This window comes from Micromonospora sp. 15K316 (assembly GCF_004348525.1).
In the GTDB taxonomy this organism is placed as follows: domain Bacteria; phylum Actinomycetota; class Actinomycetes; order Mycobacteriales; family Micromonosporaceae; genus Micromonospora.
Genome location: NZ_SMKG01000111.1, coordinates 1 through 18,874, shown reverse-complemented (window position 1 = coordinate 18,874; position 18,874 = coordinate 1). Strand labels below are relative to the sequence as shown.

Sequence of the window (18,874 nt, the reverse complement as noted above, 5' to 3'; positions counted from 1 at the left end):
GGGCGGCGGGGAGGGTCACCGTCCGCCCCGGCCGGCTCGATCCGCCGAAAACCTCGCAGCAGCCCCGGCAACCCGTATCGTCCGCGCATCCGCCCGCTCCCCTCGTACCGGTGCGTACCCGCATGATCGGTACCCGCTGGGGAACGGACCAGACATGCCCGACGTGCCCACCATTCGGATCGTCGTCGTCGACGACCACCCGCTCTTCGTACGCGGGCTGGAACTGCTCCTGCCCGCCACGACCGCGAAGCGGACCGAGGTGGTGGGTTCGACCGGCGACGCCTCGGCGGCCGCCTCGCTGGCGAGCCGCTGCCAGCCGGACCTGGCCCTGGTGGACCTGCACATGCCGCCGCCCGGCGGCGTACGCGCGGTGGCCGCGATCCGGCGGACCGCGCCCCGGGTGCGGGTCGTGGCGATGTCCGGCGGAGACGACGCCGCCCTCGCCCTGGAGGCGCTGCGCGCCGGCGCCGAGGGGTTCCTGCCGAAGAGCAGCGAGCCCGAGGAGCTGTTGCCACCGTTGCTGGCGATCCTCGACGGCTGGGCGGTGCTCCCGTCGGAGTTGCTGCGCGCGCTGCTGCGACCGTCCCGGAGCTCGGCGGTCGACCTGGACACCGAGGAGCGCCGGCTCCTGCGCGCCGTCGCGGGCGGCCGGAGCACCGTGGAGATCGCCGAGGATCTGCACGTGTCGGAACGGACCGTGAAGCGGATGATCGCGGCCCTGCTGCGGAAACTACGGGTCTCCAGCCGCGCCGAGGCCGCCGCCCTCGCCGGACAGGTGGGTCTGCTCGGCGATTGAGGGCAGACCGATTCCGACGGCCCACCCGATCTCGCGGCGGGACCGATTACGCCGTCAGGCACACTATTGATGGCGCGAAAACACGACCCGCCGAAATGAAACGACCGTATTCTTGCGGTTTACCGGGATCGTGCGTCAAACTTTGCACCACACCCCGCCCCAGACAGGGAGTAATCGGCGATGGCCAGAAAAGTAATCACGGTGCTGACCGACGACCTCGACGGTGGAAAGGCCGACCGGACTGTCGAGTTCAGCCTCGACGGCGTCGCCTACACCATCGACGTCTCCGACGAGAACGCCGGCGTACTGCGCAAGGCACTCGATCCTTACATCTCCGCCGGTCGGCGTATCGGGCGCGGCAACGTGGAGAGCCCCCGTGGCGCGCGGCGGGCAGCCCGGATCGGCGGCGCCGGAATGGACCGGGAGCAGAACCGCGCCATCCGGGAATGGGCCGCCAAGAACGGTTACCGGATCTCCGAGCGGGGCCGGATCCCGGTCGAGGTCTCCGAGGCGTACAAGAACCGCTGATCCTGTCCGCGGCGGCGCGTGACGATTCGTCGCGGCGGGGCGACAGCACGGCACCATCCGGCCGGCCCGCCCGGGCCGGCCGGACCCGTTCGGCGGGGCCGCGGGAAATCCGGCACAGCAGCCGGTGTGGCCGGGCCGTGAGCCCCGCGTCCACCACGGCCGACGGAAGCCGGCCGGGCCACCCGGGGCCGAACCGCCCCGGGTGGCCCGGCCACGCCGGTCCGGGCTCAGCCGACCTGGATGCGCACCACGTCGAAGGCGGGAGTCTGGTTGGCCCGCTCCATCATCGGCAGCCGGTGCGACCCGTCGCCGGCCCACACCGCGCACTGGGCGACGCCGGATTCCGGCAGGCCGGGCACCTGGATGGTCACCTCGTCCGGCTCCGCGCCACCCCCGCCGTCCTCGGTGGCCACGAAGAAGGCGGGCACCTCCTGCGGCGCCGGCGGAGCGTCGAGGCTGTCCAGCATCCGGCAGGCCGTGTGGAAGTGGCCGCGCACCAGCCCCTGCTCGTTCAGCAGGGAGCTCTCCACGTAGTAGCCGCCCTGACCGGCGGGGAGGAAACGGTCCCGGACCAGGTTCCGGGTGCTGACCCGCAACGTGAAGGGCTGGTTGGGCCCGATCTCCTGCGGGAAGTCGGTGATCAGCAGCGACGGGTTGTTGGCGGCGGCGCCGACCTCGCCGAACGCGGTGCTGACGCAGCGGTTGCCGTTCTGGAAACCGTCGTGCGCCTGCAGCCGGCTCTCGTCGCAGTTGTTCGCGAGCACGTCCAGGCCGGAGCCGGGCGCGCCGGTACTGGGCGCACCGGTGCCCGGCCCGCCGGGGCCGCCGCCGTCGTCGGTCCCGCCGTCGCCCACCGGCGCGACCTGGCACTCGGCCAGCCGGGCCAGGTTCTGCGGGCGCGGCCCGAAGCGGTCGATGGCGGTGGTGATCCGGGCCAGGGTGGCGCGACGCTGGGTCGCCAGCGGCCGCAGGATCGAGTCACGGACGAACTGCTCGCCCCGCCCGCCCTCGGCCGTCAGCCGCCGGTCGGCCTGGGTGACCTGCGCCTGCAACTGGCCGAGGTTGCGCTCCACCTCGGCCCGGGCCCGGCGCGGCACCTCCGGCAGCTCACCGGCGACGTCCGGACAGGCGATCGCGGAGCCTCCGGAGCCGCTGCCCCCGCCGGTACCCGGCTGGCACTGCTGCCCGTCGCCCCAGTGGTTACGCACCCACCGACCGTCCTGCCAGGTCCGGCTGGTCGAGTCGCGGCCGGCCGGCGGCGTCGCGCCGGCGCTCGGTTGCACGCAGGCTCCCGCTGCCGGCCGGGAATTGCCGGACCGGCGGTCCTCGGCCGACGAGATCTGGGTCACGGCGACGATCCCGCCGAAGACCGCGAGCGTACCGACCACGGCCAGCAGACGCCTGCCTCGCGTGTTACCGGACGACCGGCGCGCCCGTGTGGACCTGCGCATCGAATTGCTCTCCTTCGCGATCCGGTGGATCCGTGCCCTCAGCGACCGCCGGAATTGCGCGCACGCCACGACTGCGGCAGCCGTGGCGCGGCGTCACACGTCGACGGTCGACGATGCCATTTCCGTACCGTCTCCCGCCTCAGGTGCCGTGGAGGGGGAGATCTTCTCCATTCCCGCTGAGGTACGGAACGCCTGCGGCGAGGGTTCAACGAGCCGCCAGAAAATTGTTCGGGCCGCGGCGGGGAGCGGTGGCGCGGAGCAGGATTCGCTGGTCAGTGAGGACGGGCGGCCGAGAACACTCGGCAGGAGTCACTCCGCGAGGAGGTGGTCGAACGCGAAACCGCCGACCAGATCGTCGCGGCGGGCCTGCAACGCGACGATCTCGGCGCGCAGGGCGTCCCGGCTGACGAGTCGCGGCGCGGCACCGTCCAGGTCGCGTAGCCGCTCGCCGATCGCGACCGCGGCCAGGTCCTCGGCGAGCCACGCCGGGTCGATCCCGCAGGAGAAGCGGTGCTCCCGGACCGTCACCCGCTCCACCAGGCAGCGGTCGGGGCGCACCTCCACCCAGCTCCATCCCTCCGCCGGACCGTCGGCCCACCGTACGTGCAGCCCGCGCACGAGCGGATCGACCAGCCGGCGGGAGACGTACGCCTCCACCGCCGCCGCCCGGGCCAGCGCGCCCAGGTCGTTGACGTACCCGGTACGCCCGTCGGGGAGCCGACCGAGGATCTCGCGGAAGCCGATCGGCGCGGGCCCCTCCGGGTCGGCCGCGGTCGCCGCGGCGTAGCCCCGCGCGTCGAGGACGTACTCCACCAGGCGACGACCGTGGTCCGCGGGGCGCAGGGTGGGCGACTCGACACGCAGCACCGGCAGGCCGGCCGCCGCGGCGACGGTGGCCTTCATCCGCTCGACCCGCTGTGCCGGCGACCCCGCGGGCGCGGCGGGGCCGATCTCCACCGCGGCGCGCACCCGACCGGTGTCGGCGGCGCAGACGACGAGGTCGTACCCCTCGCGGCTGGCCGTGCTCCACTGGTGCCCGGTGATGCCCGGCGGGCGCCCCGGCACCAGCTCGCCGAGGCGGTGTGCGGGATGCACCTGGTGACCCGCCCGGTGCAGCACCGGGGTCCGCCCGCCCGCCACGGGCAGCGTCCGCAGCAGCCTGTCCTCGTCACTGCCGGTGATCGTCATCCGCCTGAATCCATCCGCCGATCGGTCGACCGACCGAGTCTAGGGGTGGATCATGGGAGCCGCGTCGCCGGTGCGGTCGGTCCGGGCCGACCACCGACGAAGGCAGCGAATGTGGCGTAGATCACAGAGCCGCCACGTTCCGACGCGCGGCGAGCGTGTATCCACCTGCACGCCGGTAGCGCGCCGGCCCGGGAGGTCCCATGTCATCACGACAGCGGTTCGGCGTTCTCGCCGGCCTCCTACTGGTGGTGGCCGCCGGGGCGTCGGCCGGCGCGGCCACGGCCGGCCTCGCCCTGCTGGCGGGCCTGGTCGGTTGGCTCTCGGTCCGGATCCTGGGCGGCGACGTCGCGGCGACCGGACTCGGCGACCGGGTCGCGCGGCGGCGCTGACCGACAGGGAGGCACCGATGACCGACCCGATCGACCGGGGCGCCACCCGGGTCACCCCGGACGCCGTCGCGCGGCTCAGCGCGCAGGCCGCCCGACAGGCGCCCGGCGTGCACAGCCTGGTCTCCGTGCCGGCGCGGCCGTACGGCGTGACGGTCCGCCTCGACGACCGGGCGGTGAGCGTCGACGTGGACGTCGTCACCTGGTACGGCCGCAGCGTGCTGACCGTCGCCGACGCCATCCGGGACGCGGTGATCGACCAGGTGAGGTCCTCGACCGGGCTGACCGTACGGGAGGTGACCGTCACGGTGGAGGACGTCGTCGTACCGGGCGTCGACGTGCCGGCGCCGACGTGACCGGCCGGACCGCCGCCGGGAGCTGAGATGCGCACCGCCAACCGGCTGGCCACGCTGCTGCTCGCCGTCGTCCTGCTCGTCGGCGGCGTGCTGCTGGCCGTGGAGGCGCTGCTCGCCGCGGCCGGCCGGCCGGCGCTCCTCGTCGACCTGGCGGGCTGGGCCGCGATCCTCGGGAAGACCCGGTGGGACGACTGGGCGGTCCGGGCGGCGGCGGGCGGCGCTCTCCTGCTCGGGCTCGGCCTCCTCCTCGCCGAACTCCGGCGGTGGAGACCGCTCCGGCTCGACGCCGGGGACGGCTGGCACCTGCACCGCCGCTGCCTGGAGCGGCGGCTGGCCGTGGCCGCCGGTTCCGTGCCGGGCGTACGGCGGGCACGGGTGCGGGTACGACGGCACGGCGCGCAGTGGCGGCCTCGGGTGGTGGTCACCGGCGACCCGGCGACCCGCGACGAGGTCGAGTTCGCCGTGCGGCAGGAGCTGCACCGGCTGGCCACGCCCCGACCGGGCCCGATCGAGGTGTGGCTGCCGTCCGGGCGGCGGGCGGCGTGACCCACGCCGCCCACCGGGTGCTCTGGACCGTCGTGGCGCTGCTGCTGGTCGCGCTGGGCGGTCTCGTGCTGGCGCAGAGCATCGGGGACCCCTCCGGCGTGCTGCTCGGTGCGGGGCTGCGCCGCTCGTGGCGGCTCGTCACGCCGTGGGCCCCGCTGGCCGCGGCGGCCGCCGGGCTGCTCGCCGCCACGAGCGGTCTGTGGCTGCTCCACCGGGAGCTGCGCGGGGTCGCCGAGGGGCGACGTGGCACCCTCGTCCATCCCGGCCGGCGCGGCCGGACCCGGCTGGCCGCCGGGGCGCTCGCCCGCGCGCTGGAGCGCGACCTGACCGGCGATCCGCGGATCCGGCGGGCACGGGTGGTGGTCACCGGCGACCCGCACCGCCCCGACCTGTGGCTCCGCCTGGAGATCGTGGCCGGGGCGCGCACCGCCGGCCTGCGCGAACACGTGAACGTCGCGCTGCGCCGCTATGTCGACACCGCCGACTGCCGTCCCGCCCACCTCGACGTGACCGCGCTGGTCGACGCCGGACCGGCATGATCGACCCACCGGCGCCGGTTCGGCGGCGGCCGTCGAGACCTGGGGGTGGAGTACGTGCGGGTCGTGTCTCTCGTACCGTCGCTGACCGAGGCGGTGGCGGTCACCCTTCCCGGCGTGCTCGTCGGCGCCACCGACTGGTGCAGCCACCCGGCCGGACTGGACGTGCCGCGGGTGGGCGGCAGCAAGTACCCCGACCTGGCGCGGGTGCTCGCGTTGGATCCGGACCTCGTGCTGCTCAACGTCGAGGAGAACCGCCGCGAGGACGCCGACGCGCTGGTCGCGGCGGGAGTGCCGGTGCGCGTCACCTATCCACGTACCGTCCCGGAGGCGCTCACCGAGCTGGCCGGCCTGCTCGCCGCGCTCGGCGCGACGCGGGAACCGGCGTGGCTCGACGCCGCCCGCCTCGCCTGGGCGGACCCACCACGGTTGTCGCCATCCCGCCGCGCCGTGGTGCCGGTCTGGCGTCGGCCCTGGGTGGTTCTCGGATCCGGCACGTTCGCCGGCGACGTGCTGCGCCGGCTCGGCGTGCTGAACGCCTACGAGGGGCACCCCGAGCGCTACCCCCGTCCGCCCCTCGCCGAGCTGCGCGACGTCGACCCGGACCTCGTGGTGCTCCCCGACGAGCCGTACCGGTTCACCGCCGAGGACGGCCCGGAGGCCTTCCCGGGAACGCCGTGCGCCCTGCTCTCCGGCCGCCACCTGACCTGGTACGGCCCGTCGCTGGCCGAGGCGCCCGCGGTGCTCGCCGCGCAGCTGGCCCGCCCGGTCTCCGCGGCGCCCCTGACCCGGCCCGGCGACCACACGCCTCCACCGGCCCCGCGCCGCTGCCGCCGGCGGACCGGACCGCGCCCGCCCCCGGCCGGAGCGGCGTCAGGGCTCTCCGCCCTGCGGAGCGGCGTCAGGGCTCTCCGCCCTCGCCCCGCCGGCCCGCCGAGCGGTCCCGGGCCCGGCTGCGCCCCCGCCGGACGGAGAGCGCGCTCCAGCCGATCGACACGGAGAGGGTCAGCACCACCACCGTGAAGGTGAGCCAGATCGGCAGCTTCCCCACCGGGGTCTCGGCGAGGATCAGCTTCAGCCCGGCGAAGGCCAGCAGGAGGGCCAGCCCGTACCGCAGGTAGCCGAAGTGCCGCAGCAGCCCGGCGAGGCAGAAGTAGAGGCTGCGCAGCCCCAGTACGGCGAAGGCGTTGGCCGTCCAGACGAGGAACGTGTTGGTGGTGATGGCGAGGATCGCGGCCACCGAGTCGATCGCGAAGACCACGTCGGTGGCCTCGATCGCGACAAGTGACACCAGCAGCAGGGTGGCCCGGCGACGGCCGCCGACCCGTACCGTGAACCGGTCGCCGTGGTAGCCCGGCTCGGTCGGGACCAGCCGGCGGAACAGCCGGACCACCCGGTTGCGCTCCGGGTCGACGTCGGGCTCGCCGCGCACGGCCAGCCGCCAGCCGGTCCAGATCAGGAACGCGCCGAGCACCACGCCGGCCCAGGCGAGCCGCTGCAGCAGTTCGGCTCCGGCGATGATGAAGGCCAGCCGGAACACCAACGCCCCGACCACTCCCCAGAACAGCACCTTGTGCTGGAAGGCGGCGGGTACCCGGAAGTAGCCGAAGAGCAGCGCGAAGACGAAGACGTTGTCCACCGACAGCGCCTTCTCCAACAGGTAGCCGGAGTAGTACGCGACCGCCGGCTCGCCGCCGCGCCAGAACCAGATGACGAGACCGAAGAGGAGACCCGCGCCGATCCAGACGGCGCTCCAGACCAACGCCTCGCGCAGCTCGATGACGTGGTTGTCCCGATGCGAGAGCAGGTCGACCGCGAGCATGACCGCGATGACGACACTGACCGCGGCCCAGGCCCAGAACGGCGCCGGAAACGTCGCGTCGCCCACCGGCGCCCTCCGCATCGACCGCTTCCACGGTCACTTCCCGTTGCTCGCCGCGCGACGACGACGGACCTGAGGCGGGGGCGACTCCGAGCCTAGGCCAGCGGCACGGGCGGCGGGAGCGCTCCGCCAGGATCGGGCCGCGACGGTCGCCTCGGCGGGCTGCCGCACATCGGCCTGCCGCTATCCGGCAGGATCGGAGCTGACCGGGCCACATCACCCAACACGGCAGGAGTTTTCCCGATGAACCAGCCAGGTGCCCGCGCGGGCAAGCCCGACGTCGCCCCGATCGAGGGCGCGCCCCCCGCCGACCTCGTGATCGAGGACCTGACGGTCGGTGACGGTCCGGAGGCCCAGCCGGGGCAGCTGGCCACCGTGCACTACGTCGGCGTCGGACACTCGACCGGGCGCGAGTTCGACGCGTCCTGGAACCGGGGCGAGCCCTTCGAGTTCCCGCTCGGCGGCGGACAGGTCATCGCCGGTTGGGACCGGGGCGTGGTCGGCATGCGCGTCGGCGGCCGCCGCCGGCTGGTCATCCCGCCGCACCTGGGCTACGGGGACCGGGGCGCCGCCGGCGCCATCCGTCCCGGCGAGACCCTGATCTTCGTGGTGGACCTGCTCGGCGTGCGCTGAGCATCCACCGGGGCCGCCGGCGCGACGTCGGCGGCCCCGCGCTCTCGGGACCGGTCCGGAGGGCGCTCCGCCGCCCGGCGGCCGCCGCGGTCGGTGGCGGGCGGTGGCGCGACTCCGCCCGGCCCGGCCGGTGCGGTCAGGCCGCCACCAGCACCGGCTGCGCGGCGGGCACGTGCCGCATCGCCGACACCGGCGCGGCCGGCTGTGCGGGGGCCGGTGGATTCACCACCGGCCCCGACGAGTGGACGACCGGGACGACCCGGTGCAGCCCGGTGACCCGCAGCACCCGGGCCACCACCGGCGCCGGATCGACCAGCACCAGCTCGCCGCCCTGCGCACGCGCGCGCAGGTGCGCGGCGGCCAGCGCCCGCACCCCCACCGCGGAGAGCAGCCGGACGCCGGACAGATCGACCCGCAGCACCGGCCGCGACGGCGCGGCCCAGAGCGCCGAGCGGAGCACCCCCACGGTGGCGATGTCGATCTCGCCGACCGCGCGCACATCCACGCCCTCGTCGCCCACGCTCACCTGCACGCGGAAACGGTCGCTGAGCTGCTCTCCCATGCTGTCCAATCTAGTCTCGACCCCCGACAGTCCGGCCCCTGCGCAGGAGTGATTCCGGGTACGCCCAGGGTCGTACCCCGACCCGACCCTGATCCCTCTCCGGGCCGAAGACCGGGGCCGGCGGCCGACCCGCCCGCCGGTCCGGCACGGCCCGGTGACGGCCCGTCCGGACATCGGCGGGTGAGAATGGGCGGATGAGCGTCCCCCGTCCCCGGCCTCCCCGGCTGATCCGGCCGGTCCGTGAGCAGGCCACCGTCCCGCCCCCGCTCAGCGGCCGGTGGGCCGCCACCGACCGACGGCTCGACTCGGTCGAGCTGCTGCCGCTGCCGGACGGCGCGGCCGGCCCCGAGGACGTGGTCGTCGACCTGGACGGCCGGGTCGTCAGCGGCGACGAGGACGGCCGGCTCTGGTGGTGGCCGGCCGACGCGGCGCCCGGCACCGCACCACGGCTGCTGGCCGAGACCGGTGGCCGGCCGCTCGGGATCGAACTCGACCCGACCGGCGGCGGGCTGGTGGTCTGCGACGCCTACCGGGGGCTGCTCCGGGTCACCCCGGACGGCTCGGTGCACGAGCTGACCGGCACCGCGCCGCCGGTGCACCTGGCGAACAACGCCGCGGTGGCGCGGGACGGCACCATCTACTTCACCGACAGCTCGGACCGCTTCCCCGTCTCGCACTGGAAGCGGGACCTGCTGGAACACCGGCCGAACGGCCGGGTGCTCGCGTACCGGCCCGGCGTCCATCGCGCCGAGGTGGTGACCGAGGGCCTCTACTTCCCGAACGGTGTCGCGCTGACCCCGGACGAGTCCGCGCTGATGCTGGTGGAGACGACCACGCACCGGCTGCTCCGCGTCGACCTGCCCGGCGGCGCGGTCCGCGTCCTGGCCGACCTGCCCGCGTACCCGGACAATCTCTCGGCGGTGGGCGACGGCACCTACTGGATCGCACTGCCCAGCCCGCGGGTGGCGGTGGCCGAACGGCTGCTGCCGCACCCGCGGCTGCGCCAGCTCGCCGCGTTGCTCCCCGACGTCATGCAGCCCCAGCCCCGACGCTACGGCCTGGTCGCGCTGGTCGACGGCGAGGGTGCCGTCCTCCGTACGCTGCACGGCCCACGCGGCGACTACTGGATGATCACGGGGGTACGCCAGCAGGGTGACGTGCTCTGGCTGGGCAGCCTGATCGGTCCGGGCGTCGCCCGCGTCCGGCTGACCTGAATCGACTCGCCATCCATGAAGTCGGGGTCTCCGCGCGACGGGACACCCCGAGTTCATGGAGTTCGAGACGATCAAGCCCGGGTCGGGCCGGGCCGAGAACGGCTCGCCCGACACGTCGGGCCACCGAGCCGGCGGACCGAACGGGGGCGGCCCGCGCGACGGCGGGCCGACCCGGGGTGCCGTACGGCGGTCAGCCGCCCGTCACCGAGGGATGCGGGGCCGGCGAACCGCCGGCGACCGCGCCCGGGTGCGCCGGGTGACTCGGCGCGGGCCCCAGCCCGCTCGGCACCGGCAGCGCGCTGCCCTTGACGAACTCGTCCCAGCTGACGTTCCACGCGGTCCAGCCGTTGCCGTTCTGCAGCTCCACCTCGGTGCCCTTGACGGTGACCAGGTCACCGACCTGGGTGAGGTTCATCAGCCAGTCCGCGGCGGACGCCGAGACGTTGGTGCAGCCGTGCGAGACGTTGGTGCTGCCCTGGTCCCCCTCGGACCACGGGGCGCCGTGGATGAACTCTCCGCCCCAGGTGAGCCGCTGCGCGTCCTCCACGTCCACCACGTACGGGTCGGCCGAACCCGTCGTGTCGAAGGTGGTGAACTGGTGCTTCTCCATGATCACCATCTTGCCGCTGGACGTCGGCGTGCTGGGCTTGCCGAGGCTGACCGGGATCTTGCGGATCACCTTGCCGTCCCGCAGCACCGACATCTGCTTCGTGGCGTTGTCGATCTCCAGCGAGACCTGCCGGCCGATCTTCGAGGTCGACTTCCGGTCGACGTCGCCGACCATGTCCTTGCCGATCGGCAGCCCCTCCAGGGCGGACCGGGCGGTGATGGTCGTGCCCGGCCGCCAGAAGTCGGGGGCCCGGTAGAAGACCTGGCTACCGTCGTCGACCCACGACCAGGCGCCCGGCTGCGGCGGGTCCGTCTTCACGAACAAACGGCGCTGGACATCCGCCCTGGCCTCTTTCGGAATGGGCGGGTCGAAGGCGACGGTCACCGGCATGGCGGTGCCGTACGTCTGTTTGTCGGCGAAATAGAGTTCGCTGGTCACCGCCGGTTTGGTCGATTTCGGCATCGTGGTGAAAGTCGTCTTGCGTGTCGTCGTCTTACCGGAGTCGCCGGTCGCGGTCACCTCGGCGGTGTACGTCCGCTTCGGCTCCAGAGTCGTGCTCGGCACCCAGGCGGAGCCGTCCTCGCGGGGCTCCGCCTTGATCTCCTTGCCCTTGTCGTCGGTGATCCGGACCCCGGTCACCCGACCACCCGCCACCCTGGTCCCGACCTCGGCGCTGATCGGTACGTCCTTCGCCCGGTCGCCGGGCGTCACGGTGAGCTCCGGCGGCGCGGCGCGCTTGCCCCCCTGCCGGTCGTCGGTCTTCGAGTCCGCGGTGCAGCCGACCAGGATCAGTGGAGTGGCCGCCACGGCCACTGTCAACAGCGTCAAACGCCGCCTCAATCTCATGATGCGTCCCCCCGTTTTCCGCTTCCGTACGCACATTCTCTCCGCGTCGGTACGAGTTCCCCCGCAATTCACGAAATAAGGGCGCGACAATTATCTGCCGCATTTCGCCGAGCTGTACCGAAAGCGACGGATGGTCGGCGGCGGAGGCCAATCGGACCCGACGGCGGGTAGCAACCCCCGGCACCACGATGCGGCGGTGCCGTCCCGTCCACACCGCGGCGCGCCGTGCCGACCGGATTCGACCACCTCACCCGATCGGGTCGGCCCTCCACCCGGCCCCGAGCCGAGAGGACCCGAGCCTCGGGCAACTTTTGTCGGCCACAGCGAAAGTTCGGCGTTCCCCGCAGAACCTTTGCCTTCGACCGTCGGCAAGGGTACGGTGACGGGCCAGATAGACAGTTGCCCATAGGTCGATCCGCTGCCCGCCCCGCCGACAGTGGCGCGCCCCGCGTGGGCTCGTCTCCACCCGTGCGCCGACCGCCACGTCCGCCGGACCCACTCCGGCCGGTCCGGCGTGCCCGGAAACGGCGGCCGGTCGACCCACGACCGCCGGATGAGTGGCGTCCGGCAGGGAGGGACACCACCATGGAGCAGAGCAAACGGCCGGCGGAGCCGCCGGGTTCCGCCGATCCGGTCACCCGACGCGGGCTGCTCCGCGCGGCGACCGTCTCCGCCGCCGCGGTCGGCGCCGTCGGCCTCCTCGGCGCCTCGGCGGCGTCGGCCTCCGGCGGCTCGGGCCACGGCGGTGGCCGGCGACGGGTGCCGGTCGACCGGATCAGCATCCAGCTCTACACCCTGCGCGACCAGTTGGCCGCCGACCTGCCCGGCACGCTCGGCGCGCTGCGCCGGATCGGCTACCGGCGGGTCGAGCACGCCGGTTTCGTCGGCCGGACGGCGGCCGAGTTCCGCGCCGCCCTCGACGAGGCGGGCCTGCGGGCGACCTCGGGCCACACCGGCATTCCGCAGCCCTTCGACGCCGACACCTGGGAGCGCGCCCTCGCCGACGCGAACACGGTCGGCTGCCGGAAGATCGTGCACCCGTGGTTCGGGCTGGACTCAGCGGGCCGGCCGATCCGCGACCCGCAGGTCTACCGGGCGCTCGCGCGCGACCTCAACCGCGCCGGCCGGATGGCCGAACGCGCCGGCCTGGAGTTCGGCTACCACAACCACCAGCTCGAGTTCGTTCCGCTGACCGGCGGCGGAACCGGATTCGCCATCCTCACCGGCGAGACCGACCCGCGGCTCGTCCACTTCGAACTGGACCTCTTCTGGGCGTGGCGAGGCGCGCAGGACCCGATCGACCTGATCCGCGCCCACCGGGGCCGGATCCGCCAGGTCCACGTCAAGGACATGGACACCGAGGCGAGCTTCGCCGACCTCGGCGACGGCCTCATCGACTTCGGCCGGATCTTCGCGCACGAGCGGGAAGCCGGCATCGAGGAGTACATCGTGGAGCGCGACGACGCCGGCACCCCGCCGCGCGCCCCCGCCGACGCCCTGGAGACCGCCCGCGTCGGCTTCGACTACCTCGCGTCACTTCGTTACTGACCACGACCCCGGGGGAAACCACCGTGAAGAGAAGGACCGCCATCCTGTCCGCCCTGGCGCTGGTCACCGCCGGCCTCGCCGCACCGGCGGCGCCGTCGGCCGCCGCGCCCGCACCCGCCCCGCCGCCGGACTCCAGCTTCCAGAAGGTGACGCTCAACGACTTCCCGGGCGAGCCGGTGAGCCTCGCCGTCCTGCCCGACCTGCGGGTGCTGCACACCGCGCGCACCGGCGAGGTCCGCATCCACGACCCGCGTACCGGCCTGAACACCCTCGCCGCCGACATCCCGGTGTACGAGCACGACGAGGAGGGCCTGCAGGGCATCGCCATCGACCCGGACTTCGCCCGCAACAAGTGGGTCTACCTCTACTACTCCCCGCCCGGCGACACGCCGACCGACGACCCGAGCACGCCGGACGTCAACGAGGGTGACGCGCCGTTCGTCGGCACCGAGCAGGACTGGCAGCGGTTCCGCGGCGCGCTGCGGCTGTCCCGGTTCAAGCTGGAGGGGATGAAGCTCAACCTCGCCACCGAGCAGAAGATCATCGACGTACCGGTCGACCGGGGCATCTGCTGCCACGTCGGCGGCCAGATCGAGTTCGACAGCAAGGGCAACCTCTACCTCTCCACCGGCGACGACACCAACCCGTTCTTCTCCGACGGCTACACCCCGATCGACGAGCGGGCCGACCGCAATCCCGCGTTCGACGCGCAGCGCACCTCGGGCAACACGAACGACCTGCGGGGCAAGCTGCTGCGGATCAAGGTGAAGCCGGGTGGCGGCTACACGGTGCCGGCGGGCAACCTGTTCAAGCCGGGCACCGCGAAGACCCGTCCGGAGATCTACGCGATGGGGCTGCGCAACCCGTTCCGGTTCGCCGTCGACCGCCGTACCGACGACGTCTACCTGGCCGACTACTCCCCCGACGCCGGCTCGTCGAACCCGGACCGCGGGCCGGCGGGGCACGGCCGCTGGATGGTCGTCGACAAGCCGGCCAACTACGGCTGGCCGTACTGCGCCACCCCGGACCTGCCCTACCGCGACTACGACTTCGCGACCAACACCCCGGGCAAGACGTTCAACTGCGAGCGGCTCGTCAACGACTCGCCGCACAACACCGGGCAGCGCCGCCTGCCGCCGGTGGAGGCCCCGCAGGTGTGGTACCCGTCCGCGGCCTCCGGCGAGTTCCCGCAGCTCGGCACCGGCGGCATCGGCCCGATGGGCGGCCCGGCGTACGACTACGACGGGCGGAACACGTCGCGGACCAAGTGGCCCGCCTACTACGACGGCGTGCCGCTGTTCTACGAGTGGACCCGGGACTACATCAAGGAGTTCCGCCTCGACAGCCGTGGCGAGGTGCGCGACATCCGTCCGGTGGCGCCGTCGCTGGTGGTCGACAACCCGATGGACCTGGAGTTCGGCCCGGACGGCGCGCTCTACGTGCTGGAGTACGGCGACGGGTACTTCGCCGAGAACCCGGACGCCCAGCTCTCCCGGATCGACTTCGTCCGCGGCAACCGCACGCCGATCCCGCGGATCAGCGCCGAACCGACCGCCGGGCAGGCGCCGTTGACGGTCAACTTCTCCAGCGCGGGCACCGTCGACCCGGACGGTGACCGGCTGCGCTACGCCTGGGACTTCAACGCCGACGGCTCGGTCGACTCCACCGACCCGAACCCGAGCTGGACGTACCAGGCGAACGGCCAGTACAACCCGACGGTGAAGGTCACCGACAGCACCGGGCGCTCGGCCGCGGCCACGCTGCCGCTCCTGGTCGGGCCGCGAGCGCCGATCGTCGAGTTCGTGACCCCGACCGCCGGGCAGCCCTTCGAGTTCGGTCAGACCGTCACCTTCGAGGTGCGGGTGACCGACGACCTGCCGGTCGACTGCTCGCGGGTGCAGGTGACGTACATCCTCGGCCACGACGAGCACGGGCACCCGCTCTCGACGGCGACCGGATGCACCGGCACCATCACCACCTTCCTCGACCCCGGTCACGGTGGCGCAGACAACCTGCGTGCGGTCTTCGTGGCCGAGTACACCGACGCGCCCACCGACCCCGGTGTGCCGCCGCAGACGGGCAGCGCCGAGGTGGTGCTCACCCCGACCGGCGGCAGCGCCCGCTGAACCCCGGTGGTGGCCCGGCACGCCGGGCCACCACCGCACCGGTCGGCGGCACGGCCGCCGCCGCGACCACCACGACCGAAGGGCGGCACCACGGGGTGCCGGCCCTTCGTCGAGGTACGTCAGACGGCCGCGATCAGCAGCGCCGGCTGCTCCACGCAGTCGGCGACGTGGCGCAGGAAGCCCCCCGCGACCCCGCCGTCACAGACCCGGTGGTCGAAGGTCAGGCTGATCTGCACGACCTTGCGGACCGCGAGCTGCCCGTCGACCACCCACGGCTTGTCCACGATCCGCCCCACCCCGAGCAGCGCCGCCTCCGGGTGGTTGATGATCGGAGTCGAGCCGTCCACACCGAACACCCCGTAGTTGTTCAAGGTGAAGGTGCCGCCGGTGAGCCGCGCCGGCGCCAGCGTGCCCGCCCGGGCGGCGGCCGTGGTCTCGGCCAGCTCGACGGCCAGCTCCGCGGTGGTCAGCCGCTGGGCGTCGCGTACCACCGGGACGACGAGACCCCGATCGGTCTGCGCGGCGATGCCCAGGTGCACCCCGGCGGACTGGAGGATCCGCTGCCCCTCGGTGTCCACCCGCGCGTTCAGCTGCGGGTACCGGCGCAGGCCGGAGAGGCAGATACGGGCCAGCAGGGCGAGGATGCTGACCGGCTGTTCCGGGCGGGCGGCGTTGATCGCGCCGCGTGTCTCCAGCAGGGCGGTGGCGTCCGCGTCGACCCAGATCGTCACCTCGGGGATCTCCCGCCGGCTGCGGGAGAGCTTGTCGGCGATCACCTTGCGGATGCCCGTCAGCGGAATGACCACGTCGTCGCCCCCGGGCGCCGCCGCCGGCTGCGGCAGCCCGCTCGGTGCGGCCGCGACCGCCGTACGGGCGGCCTCCACGTCGGCGCGGCGGACGACTCCCCCGGGGCCGCTGCCGATCAGGGTGGCGAGGTCCACCCCGTGCTCGCGGGCCAGCCGCCGGACGATCGGCGAGATGACCAGCGGGGCGCCGTCACCCGCGGACGCGACCGCGGCCACCGGACTCGGGGCCGCGACGGCGACCGGCTCCGGGGCCGCGACGGCGACGGGCTCCGGGGCGACGGCGAGCCGTGGGCGGCGACGACGGCGTCCCGGTCCGTGCCCGGTGCCGTAGCCGACCAGGACGTTGCCCGAGCCGGCCCGCTCCTCCTCCCGGTAGGTGGCGTGGCCGGGAGGCTCGGGGGCGCCGTCCGGTGCGGGCGCCGCGCCGTCGGGCGCCGCGATCGTGATCAGCGGCTGGCCGACCGGGCGCACCTCTCCGGGAGCGCCGTGCAGGGCGACCACCCGCCCGGCGTACGGGCAGGGCACGTCGACGACGGCCTTGGCGGTCTCCACCTCGACGACGGTCTGGTCCACCGTCACCGTGTCGCCGACCGCGACCCGCCACTCGACGATCTCCGCCTCGCTGAGCCCCTCACCGAGGTCGGGCAGGAGAAAGACCCGCTCGCTCATGCCGTTGCCTCCCTCCGGTCGGCAGCGGCATGAGGCACCACCGCACTGCGCCCGACGATTCGCTCGCTCCGCTCGCTCATGCCGTTGCCTCCCTCCGGTCGGCAGCGGCATGAGGCACCACCGCACTGCGCCCGACGATTCGCTCGCTCCGCTCGCTCATGCCGCCGCCTCGGGGGTGGGGAGCCAGCGCGTGTCCGGCTGGTCGTCCCACTGCAGGCGGGCGACCGCGTCGAGCACCCGGTCCACGCCGGGCAGGTGGGTGTGCTCCAGCATGGGGGCCGGGTACGGGATGTCCAGGCCGGAGACCCGCAGCACCGGGGCATGCAGGGCGTGGAAGCAGCGCTCCTGCACCCGGGCGGCGATCTCGGCGCCGACCCCCGCGAAGCCCTGCGCCTCCTGGATCACCACGCACCGGCCGGTGCGGCGCACCGAGGCGGTCACCGTCTCGTCGTCGAACGGGACGATGGTGCGTACGTCGACCACCTCGAGGTCCCAGCCCTCCTCGCGGGCGGCCTCGGCGGCCTCCAGCGCGACCGGCACCGAGGGCCCGTACGCGACGAGCGTGGCGTCCCGGCCGGGGCGGCGCACGACGGCGCGGCCGAACGGCGCGGTACGCGCCGGCAGCTCCGCCTCGGCGCTGGCGAAGTAGAGCTTCTTCGGCTCCATGAACACGACCGGATCCGGGTCGTCGATCGCCTCGCGGAGCAGCGAGTACGCGTCGTCGACGGTGGCCGGGGTGACCACCTTGAGCCCCGGGGTGTGCGCGTAGTACGCCTCGCTGGAGTCGCTGTGGTGCTCGACGCCGCCGATCCCGCCCGCGTACGGCACCCGGATCACGATCGGCACGCTGAGCGCGCCCCGGGTGCGGTTGCGCAGCTTCGCCACGTGCGAGGCGATCTGCTCGAAGGCCGGGTAGGCGAAGGCGTCGAACTGCATCTCGACGACCGGCCGCAACCCGGACATGGCCAGGCCGACCGCGAAGCCGACGATGCCGGCCTCGGCGAGCGGGGTGTCGAAGCAGCGCTTGTCGCCGAACCGGGCCTGGAGGCCGTCGGTGATCCGGAAGACGCCGCCCAGCTGGCCGACGTCCTCGCCGAAGACGAGCACCCGCTCGTCGTCGGCCATCGCGTCGGCGAGCGCGGCGTTGAGCGCCTTCGCCATGGTGGTGGCCATCAGGCGTCCCCCTCCTGCTCGGCCGCCGCCAGCTCGGCGCGGACCAGCTCGCGCTGCTCGATCAGCTGCGGCGTGGGCTGCGCGTACACGTGGTCGAAGAGGCTGAGCGGGTCGACGGTGGGCTGCGCGTTCATCCGCTCGCGCACGTCCGCCGCGTACGCCTCGGCCTCGGCGGCCACCGCGGCGACCCCGGCGTCGTCCAGCTCGCCCCGGTCGCGCAGGTACTTCTCCAGCCGCGCGATCGGGTCCCGGTCCCGCCATGCGTCGACCTCCGCGCCGTCGCGGTAGCGGTTGGCGTCGTCGGCGTTGGTGTGCGGCTCCATCCGGTAGGTGTGCGCCTCGACCAGGAACGGCCCGTTGCCGGCGCGGGCGTGCGCCACCGCGCGGGTGAGCACGGCCAGCACGGCGACCGGGTCGTTCCCGTCCACCTGCTCGCTCGGCACGCCGTAGCCGGCCCCCTTGTAGGCGAGGCTCGGCGCGGCGGTCTGCCGGGAGAGCGGGACGCTGATCGCGTACTTGTTGTTCTGCACGAAGTAGACCACCGGCGCCTTGAAGACGGCCGCGAAGTTGATCCCCTCGTGGAAGTCGCCCTCGCTGGTGGCCCCGTCGCCGATGAAGGCCAGCGCCACGGTGTCGCGGCCCTGGTGCGCCTCGCCGTAGGCGAGGCCGGCGGCGTGCACGCACTGCGTGGCGAGGGGGGTGCACTGCGGCGCGGTGCGCCGGGCGGCCGGGTCGTACCCGCAGTGCCAGTCGCCGCGCAGCAGCGTCAGCACCTCGCCGGGGTCGAGCCCGCGCGAGACGAGCGCCATCGACTCCCGGTAGGTCGGGAAGACCCAGTCGGTGTCGCGTACGGCGAGCGTCGCGCCGACCTGGCAGGCCTCCTGGCCGCGGGAGGACGGGTAGACGGCGAGCCGGCCCTGCTTGGTGAGCGCGGTGGCCTGGGTGTCGAAGCGGCGGCCGACCACCATCCGGCGGTAGAGCTCCCGGAGGAGGTCGGCGGGGGGCTCGGGGTAGTCGG

19 protein-coding genes and 1 pseudogene are annotated in these 18,874 nt (G+C 73.9%); 12 read left to right on the top strand and 8 right to left on the bottom strand.

The features are described from left to right. The first annotated feature begins 154 nt into the window (after positions 1 to 154). Entirely contained in the window at positions 155 to 796 is a 642-nt protein-coding gene (locus tag E1211_RS20225) for a response regulator (protein WP_132350572.1), read from the top strand. Between the two features lie 180 nt (positions 797 to 976). After that, a complete protein-coding gene (locus E1211_RS20220) occupies positions 977 to 1,324 on the top strand; it encodes an Lsr2 family protein (protein WP_132350571.1) in 348 nt (115 codons plus the stop codon). Between the two features lie 227 nt (positions 1,325 to 1,551). Here the strand turns inward: E1211_RS20220 and E1211_RS20215 are convergent, their stop codons facing one another. Together E1211_RS20215 and E1211_RS33010 are read right to left on the bottom strand one after the other, a co-directional pair. Beyond that, positions 1,552 to 2,775, bottom strand: coding sequence for a hypothetical protein (locus E1211_RS20215; RefSeq protein WP_132350570.1), 1,224 nt, complete (start codon positions 2,773 to 2,775; stop codon positions 1,552 to 1,554). 309 nt (positions 2,776 to 3,084) lie between these two features. Continuing rightward, positions 3,085 to 3,963 (bottom strand): hypothetical protein, encoded by an 879-nt coding sequence (locus tag E1211_RS33010; protein ID WP_207915444.1) that lies wholly within the window; start codon positions 3,961 to 3,963, stop codon positions 3,085 to 3,087. Positions 3,964 to 4,163: 200 nt separating this feature from the next. Here E1211_RS33010 and E1211_RS32620 point away from each other — a divergent pair, with 200 nt between their 5' ends. The 5 genes and pseudogenes from E1211_RS32620 to E1211_RS20190 all read left to right on the top strand — a co-directional run. Further along, complete coding sequence (locus E1211_RS32620) at positions 4,164 to 4,352, top strand: hypothetical protein (RefSeq protein WP_165947302.1); 189 nt, start codon at positions 4,164 to 4,166, stop codon at positions 4,350 to 4,352. A gap of 17 nt (positions 4,353 to 4,369) precedes the next feature. Continuing rightward, a complete protein-coding gene (locus E1211_RS32615) occupies positions 4,370 to 4,705 on the top strand; it encodes an Asp23/Gls24 family envelope stress response protein (protein WP_165947301.1) in 336 nt (111 codons plus the stop codon). Between the two features lie 27 nt (positions 4,706 to 4,732). Further along, the gene (locus E1211_RS20200) at positions 4,733 to 5,251 is read left to right on the top strand and encodes a DUF6286 domain-containing protein (protein WP_132350567.1); all 519 of its coding nucleotides are present in this window, start codon (positions 4,733 to 4,735) and stop codon (positions 5,249 to 5,251) included. Beyond that, complete coding sequence (locus E1211_RS20195; protein ID WP_165947300.1) at positions 5,221 to 5,790, top strand: hypothetical protein; 570 nt, start codon at positions 5,221 to 5,223, stop codon at positions 5,788 to 5,790. Before E1211_RS20200 ends, E1211_RS20195 begins: the two co-directional genes overlap by 31 nt. Positions 5,791 to 5,844: 54 nt before the next feature. Further along, positions 5,845 to 6,561, top strand: a pseudogene (locus tag E1211_RS20190) (helical backbone metal receptor); the annotation flags it as partial. Between the two features lie 127 nt (positions 6,562 to 6,688). Here the strand turns inward: E1211_RS20190 and E1211_RS20185 are convergent. Next, positions 6,689 to 7,609, bottom strand: coding sequence for a TerC/Alx family metal homeostasis membrane protein (locus tag E1211_RS20185; protein ID WP_243709612.1), 921 nt, complete (start codon positions 7,607 to 7,609; stop codon positions 6,689 to 6,691). Positions 7,610 to 7,616: 7 nt separating this feature from the next. Here E1211_RS20185 and E1211_RS33735 point away from each other — a divergent pair, with 7 nt between their 5' ends. Next, entirely contained in the window at positions 7,617 to 7,745 is a 129-nt protein-coding gene (locus E1211_RS33735) for a hypothetical protein (RefSeq protein ID WP_256371326.1), read from the top strand. Positions 7,746 to 7,912: 167 nt separating this feature from the next. Beyond that, positions 7,913 to 8,302, top strand: coding sequence for an FKBP-type peptidyl-prolyl cis-trans isomerase (locus E1211_RS20180; protein WP_132350564.1), 390 nt, complete (start codon positions 7,913 to 7,915; stop codon positions 8,300 to 8,302). A 136-nt stretch (positions 8,303 to 8,438) separates the two neighbouring features. Here E1211_RS20180 and E1211_RS20175 read toward each other — a convergent pair whose 3' ends face one another. Further along, positions 8,439 to 8,864 carry an STAS domain-containing protein gene (locus tag E1211_RS20175; protein WP_132350563.1) on the bottom strand — a complete coding sequence of 142 codons (426 nt, stop codon included), beginning with the start codon at positions 8,862 to 8,864 and terminating at the stop codon, positions 8,439 to 8,441. 194 nt (positions 8,865 to 9,058) lie between these two features. Here E1211_RS20175 and E1211_RS20170 point away from each other — a divergent pair, with 194 nt between their 5' ends. Next, positions 9,059 to 10,078, top strand: a complete 1,020-nt coding sequence (locus E1211_RS20170) for an SMP-30/gluconolactonase/LRE family protein (protein WP_132350562.1) — start codon at positions 9,059 to 9,061, stop codon at positions 10,076 to 10,078. Between the two features lie 190 nt (positions 10,079 to 10,268). Here the strand turns inward: E1211_RS20170 and E1211_RS20165 are convergent, their stop codons facing one another. Beyond that, positions 10,269 to 11,534: an Ig-like domain-containing protein gene (locus E1211_RS20165; RefSeq protein ID WP_132350561.1), complete on the bottom strand. Its 1,266-nt coding sequence runs from the start codon at positions 11,532 to 11,534 to the stop codon at positions 10,269 to 10,271. A 585-nt stretch (positions 11,535 to 12,119) separates the two neighbouring features. Between E1211_RS20165 and E1211_RS20155 the strand changes: the two genes are divergently transcribed. Together E1211_RS20155 and E1211_RS20150 are read left to right on the top strand one after the other, a co-directional pair. Further along, on the top strand, positions 12,120 to 13,082 hold the full coding sequence (locus E1211_RS20155) for a sugar phosphate isomerase/epimerase (protein ID WP_132350559.1): 963 nt from the start codon (positions 12,120 to 12,122) through the stop codon (positions 13,080 to 13,082). A 23-nt stretch (positions 13,083 to 13,105) separates the two neighbouring features. Then, entirely contained in the window at positions 13,106 to 15,208 is a 2,103-nt protein-coding gene (locus E1211_RS20150; RefSeq protein WP_132350558.1) for a PQQ-dependent sugar dehydrogenase, read from the top strand. A gap of 119 nt (positions 15,209 to 15,327) precedes the next feature. On the opposite strand, the gene E1211_RS20145 is transcribed toward E1211_RS20150, so the two are convergent. The 3 genes from E1211_RS20145 to pdhA all read right to left on the bottom strand — a co-directional run. After that, the gene (locus tag E1211_RS20145; RefSeq protein WP_132350557.1) at positions 15,328 to 16,683 is read right to left on the bottom strand and encodes a dihydrolipoamide acetyltransferase family protein; all 1,356 of its coding nucleotides are present in this window, start codon (positions 16,681 to 16,683) and stop codon (positions 15,328 to 15,330) included. A 156-nt stretch (positions 16,684 to 16,839) separates the two neighbouring features. Next, complete coding sequence (locus tag E1211_RS20140; RefSeq protein ID WP_207915445.1) at positions 16,840 to 17,859, bottom strand: alpha-ketoacid dehydrogenase subunit beta; 1,020 nt, start codon at positions 17,857 to 17,859, stop codon at positions 16,840 to 16,842. Continuing rightward, on the bottom strand, positions 17,856 to 18,874 hold a 1,019-nt coding region (pdhA, locus tag E1211_RS20135; RefSeq protein ID WP_132350555.1), incomplete at its 5' end, for a pyruvate dehydrogenase (acetyl-transferring) E1 component subunit alpha. The genes E1211_RS20140 and pdhA, both read right to left, overlap by 4 nt.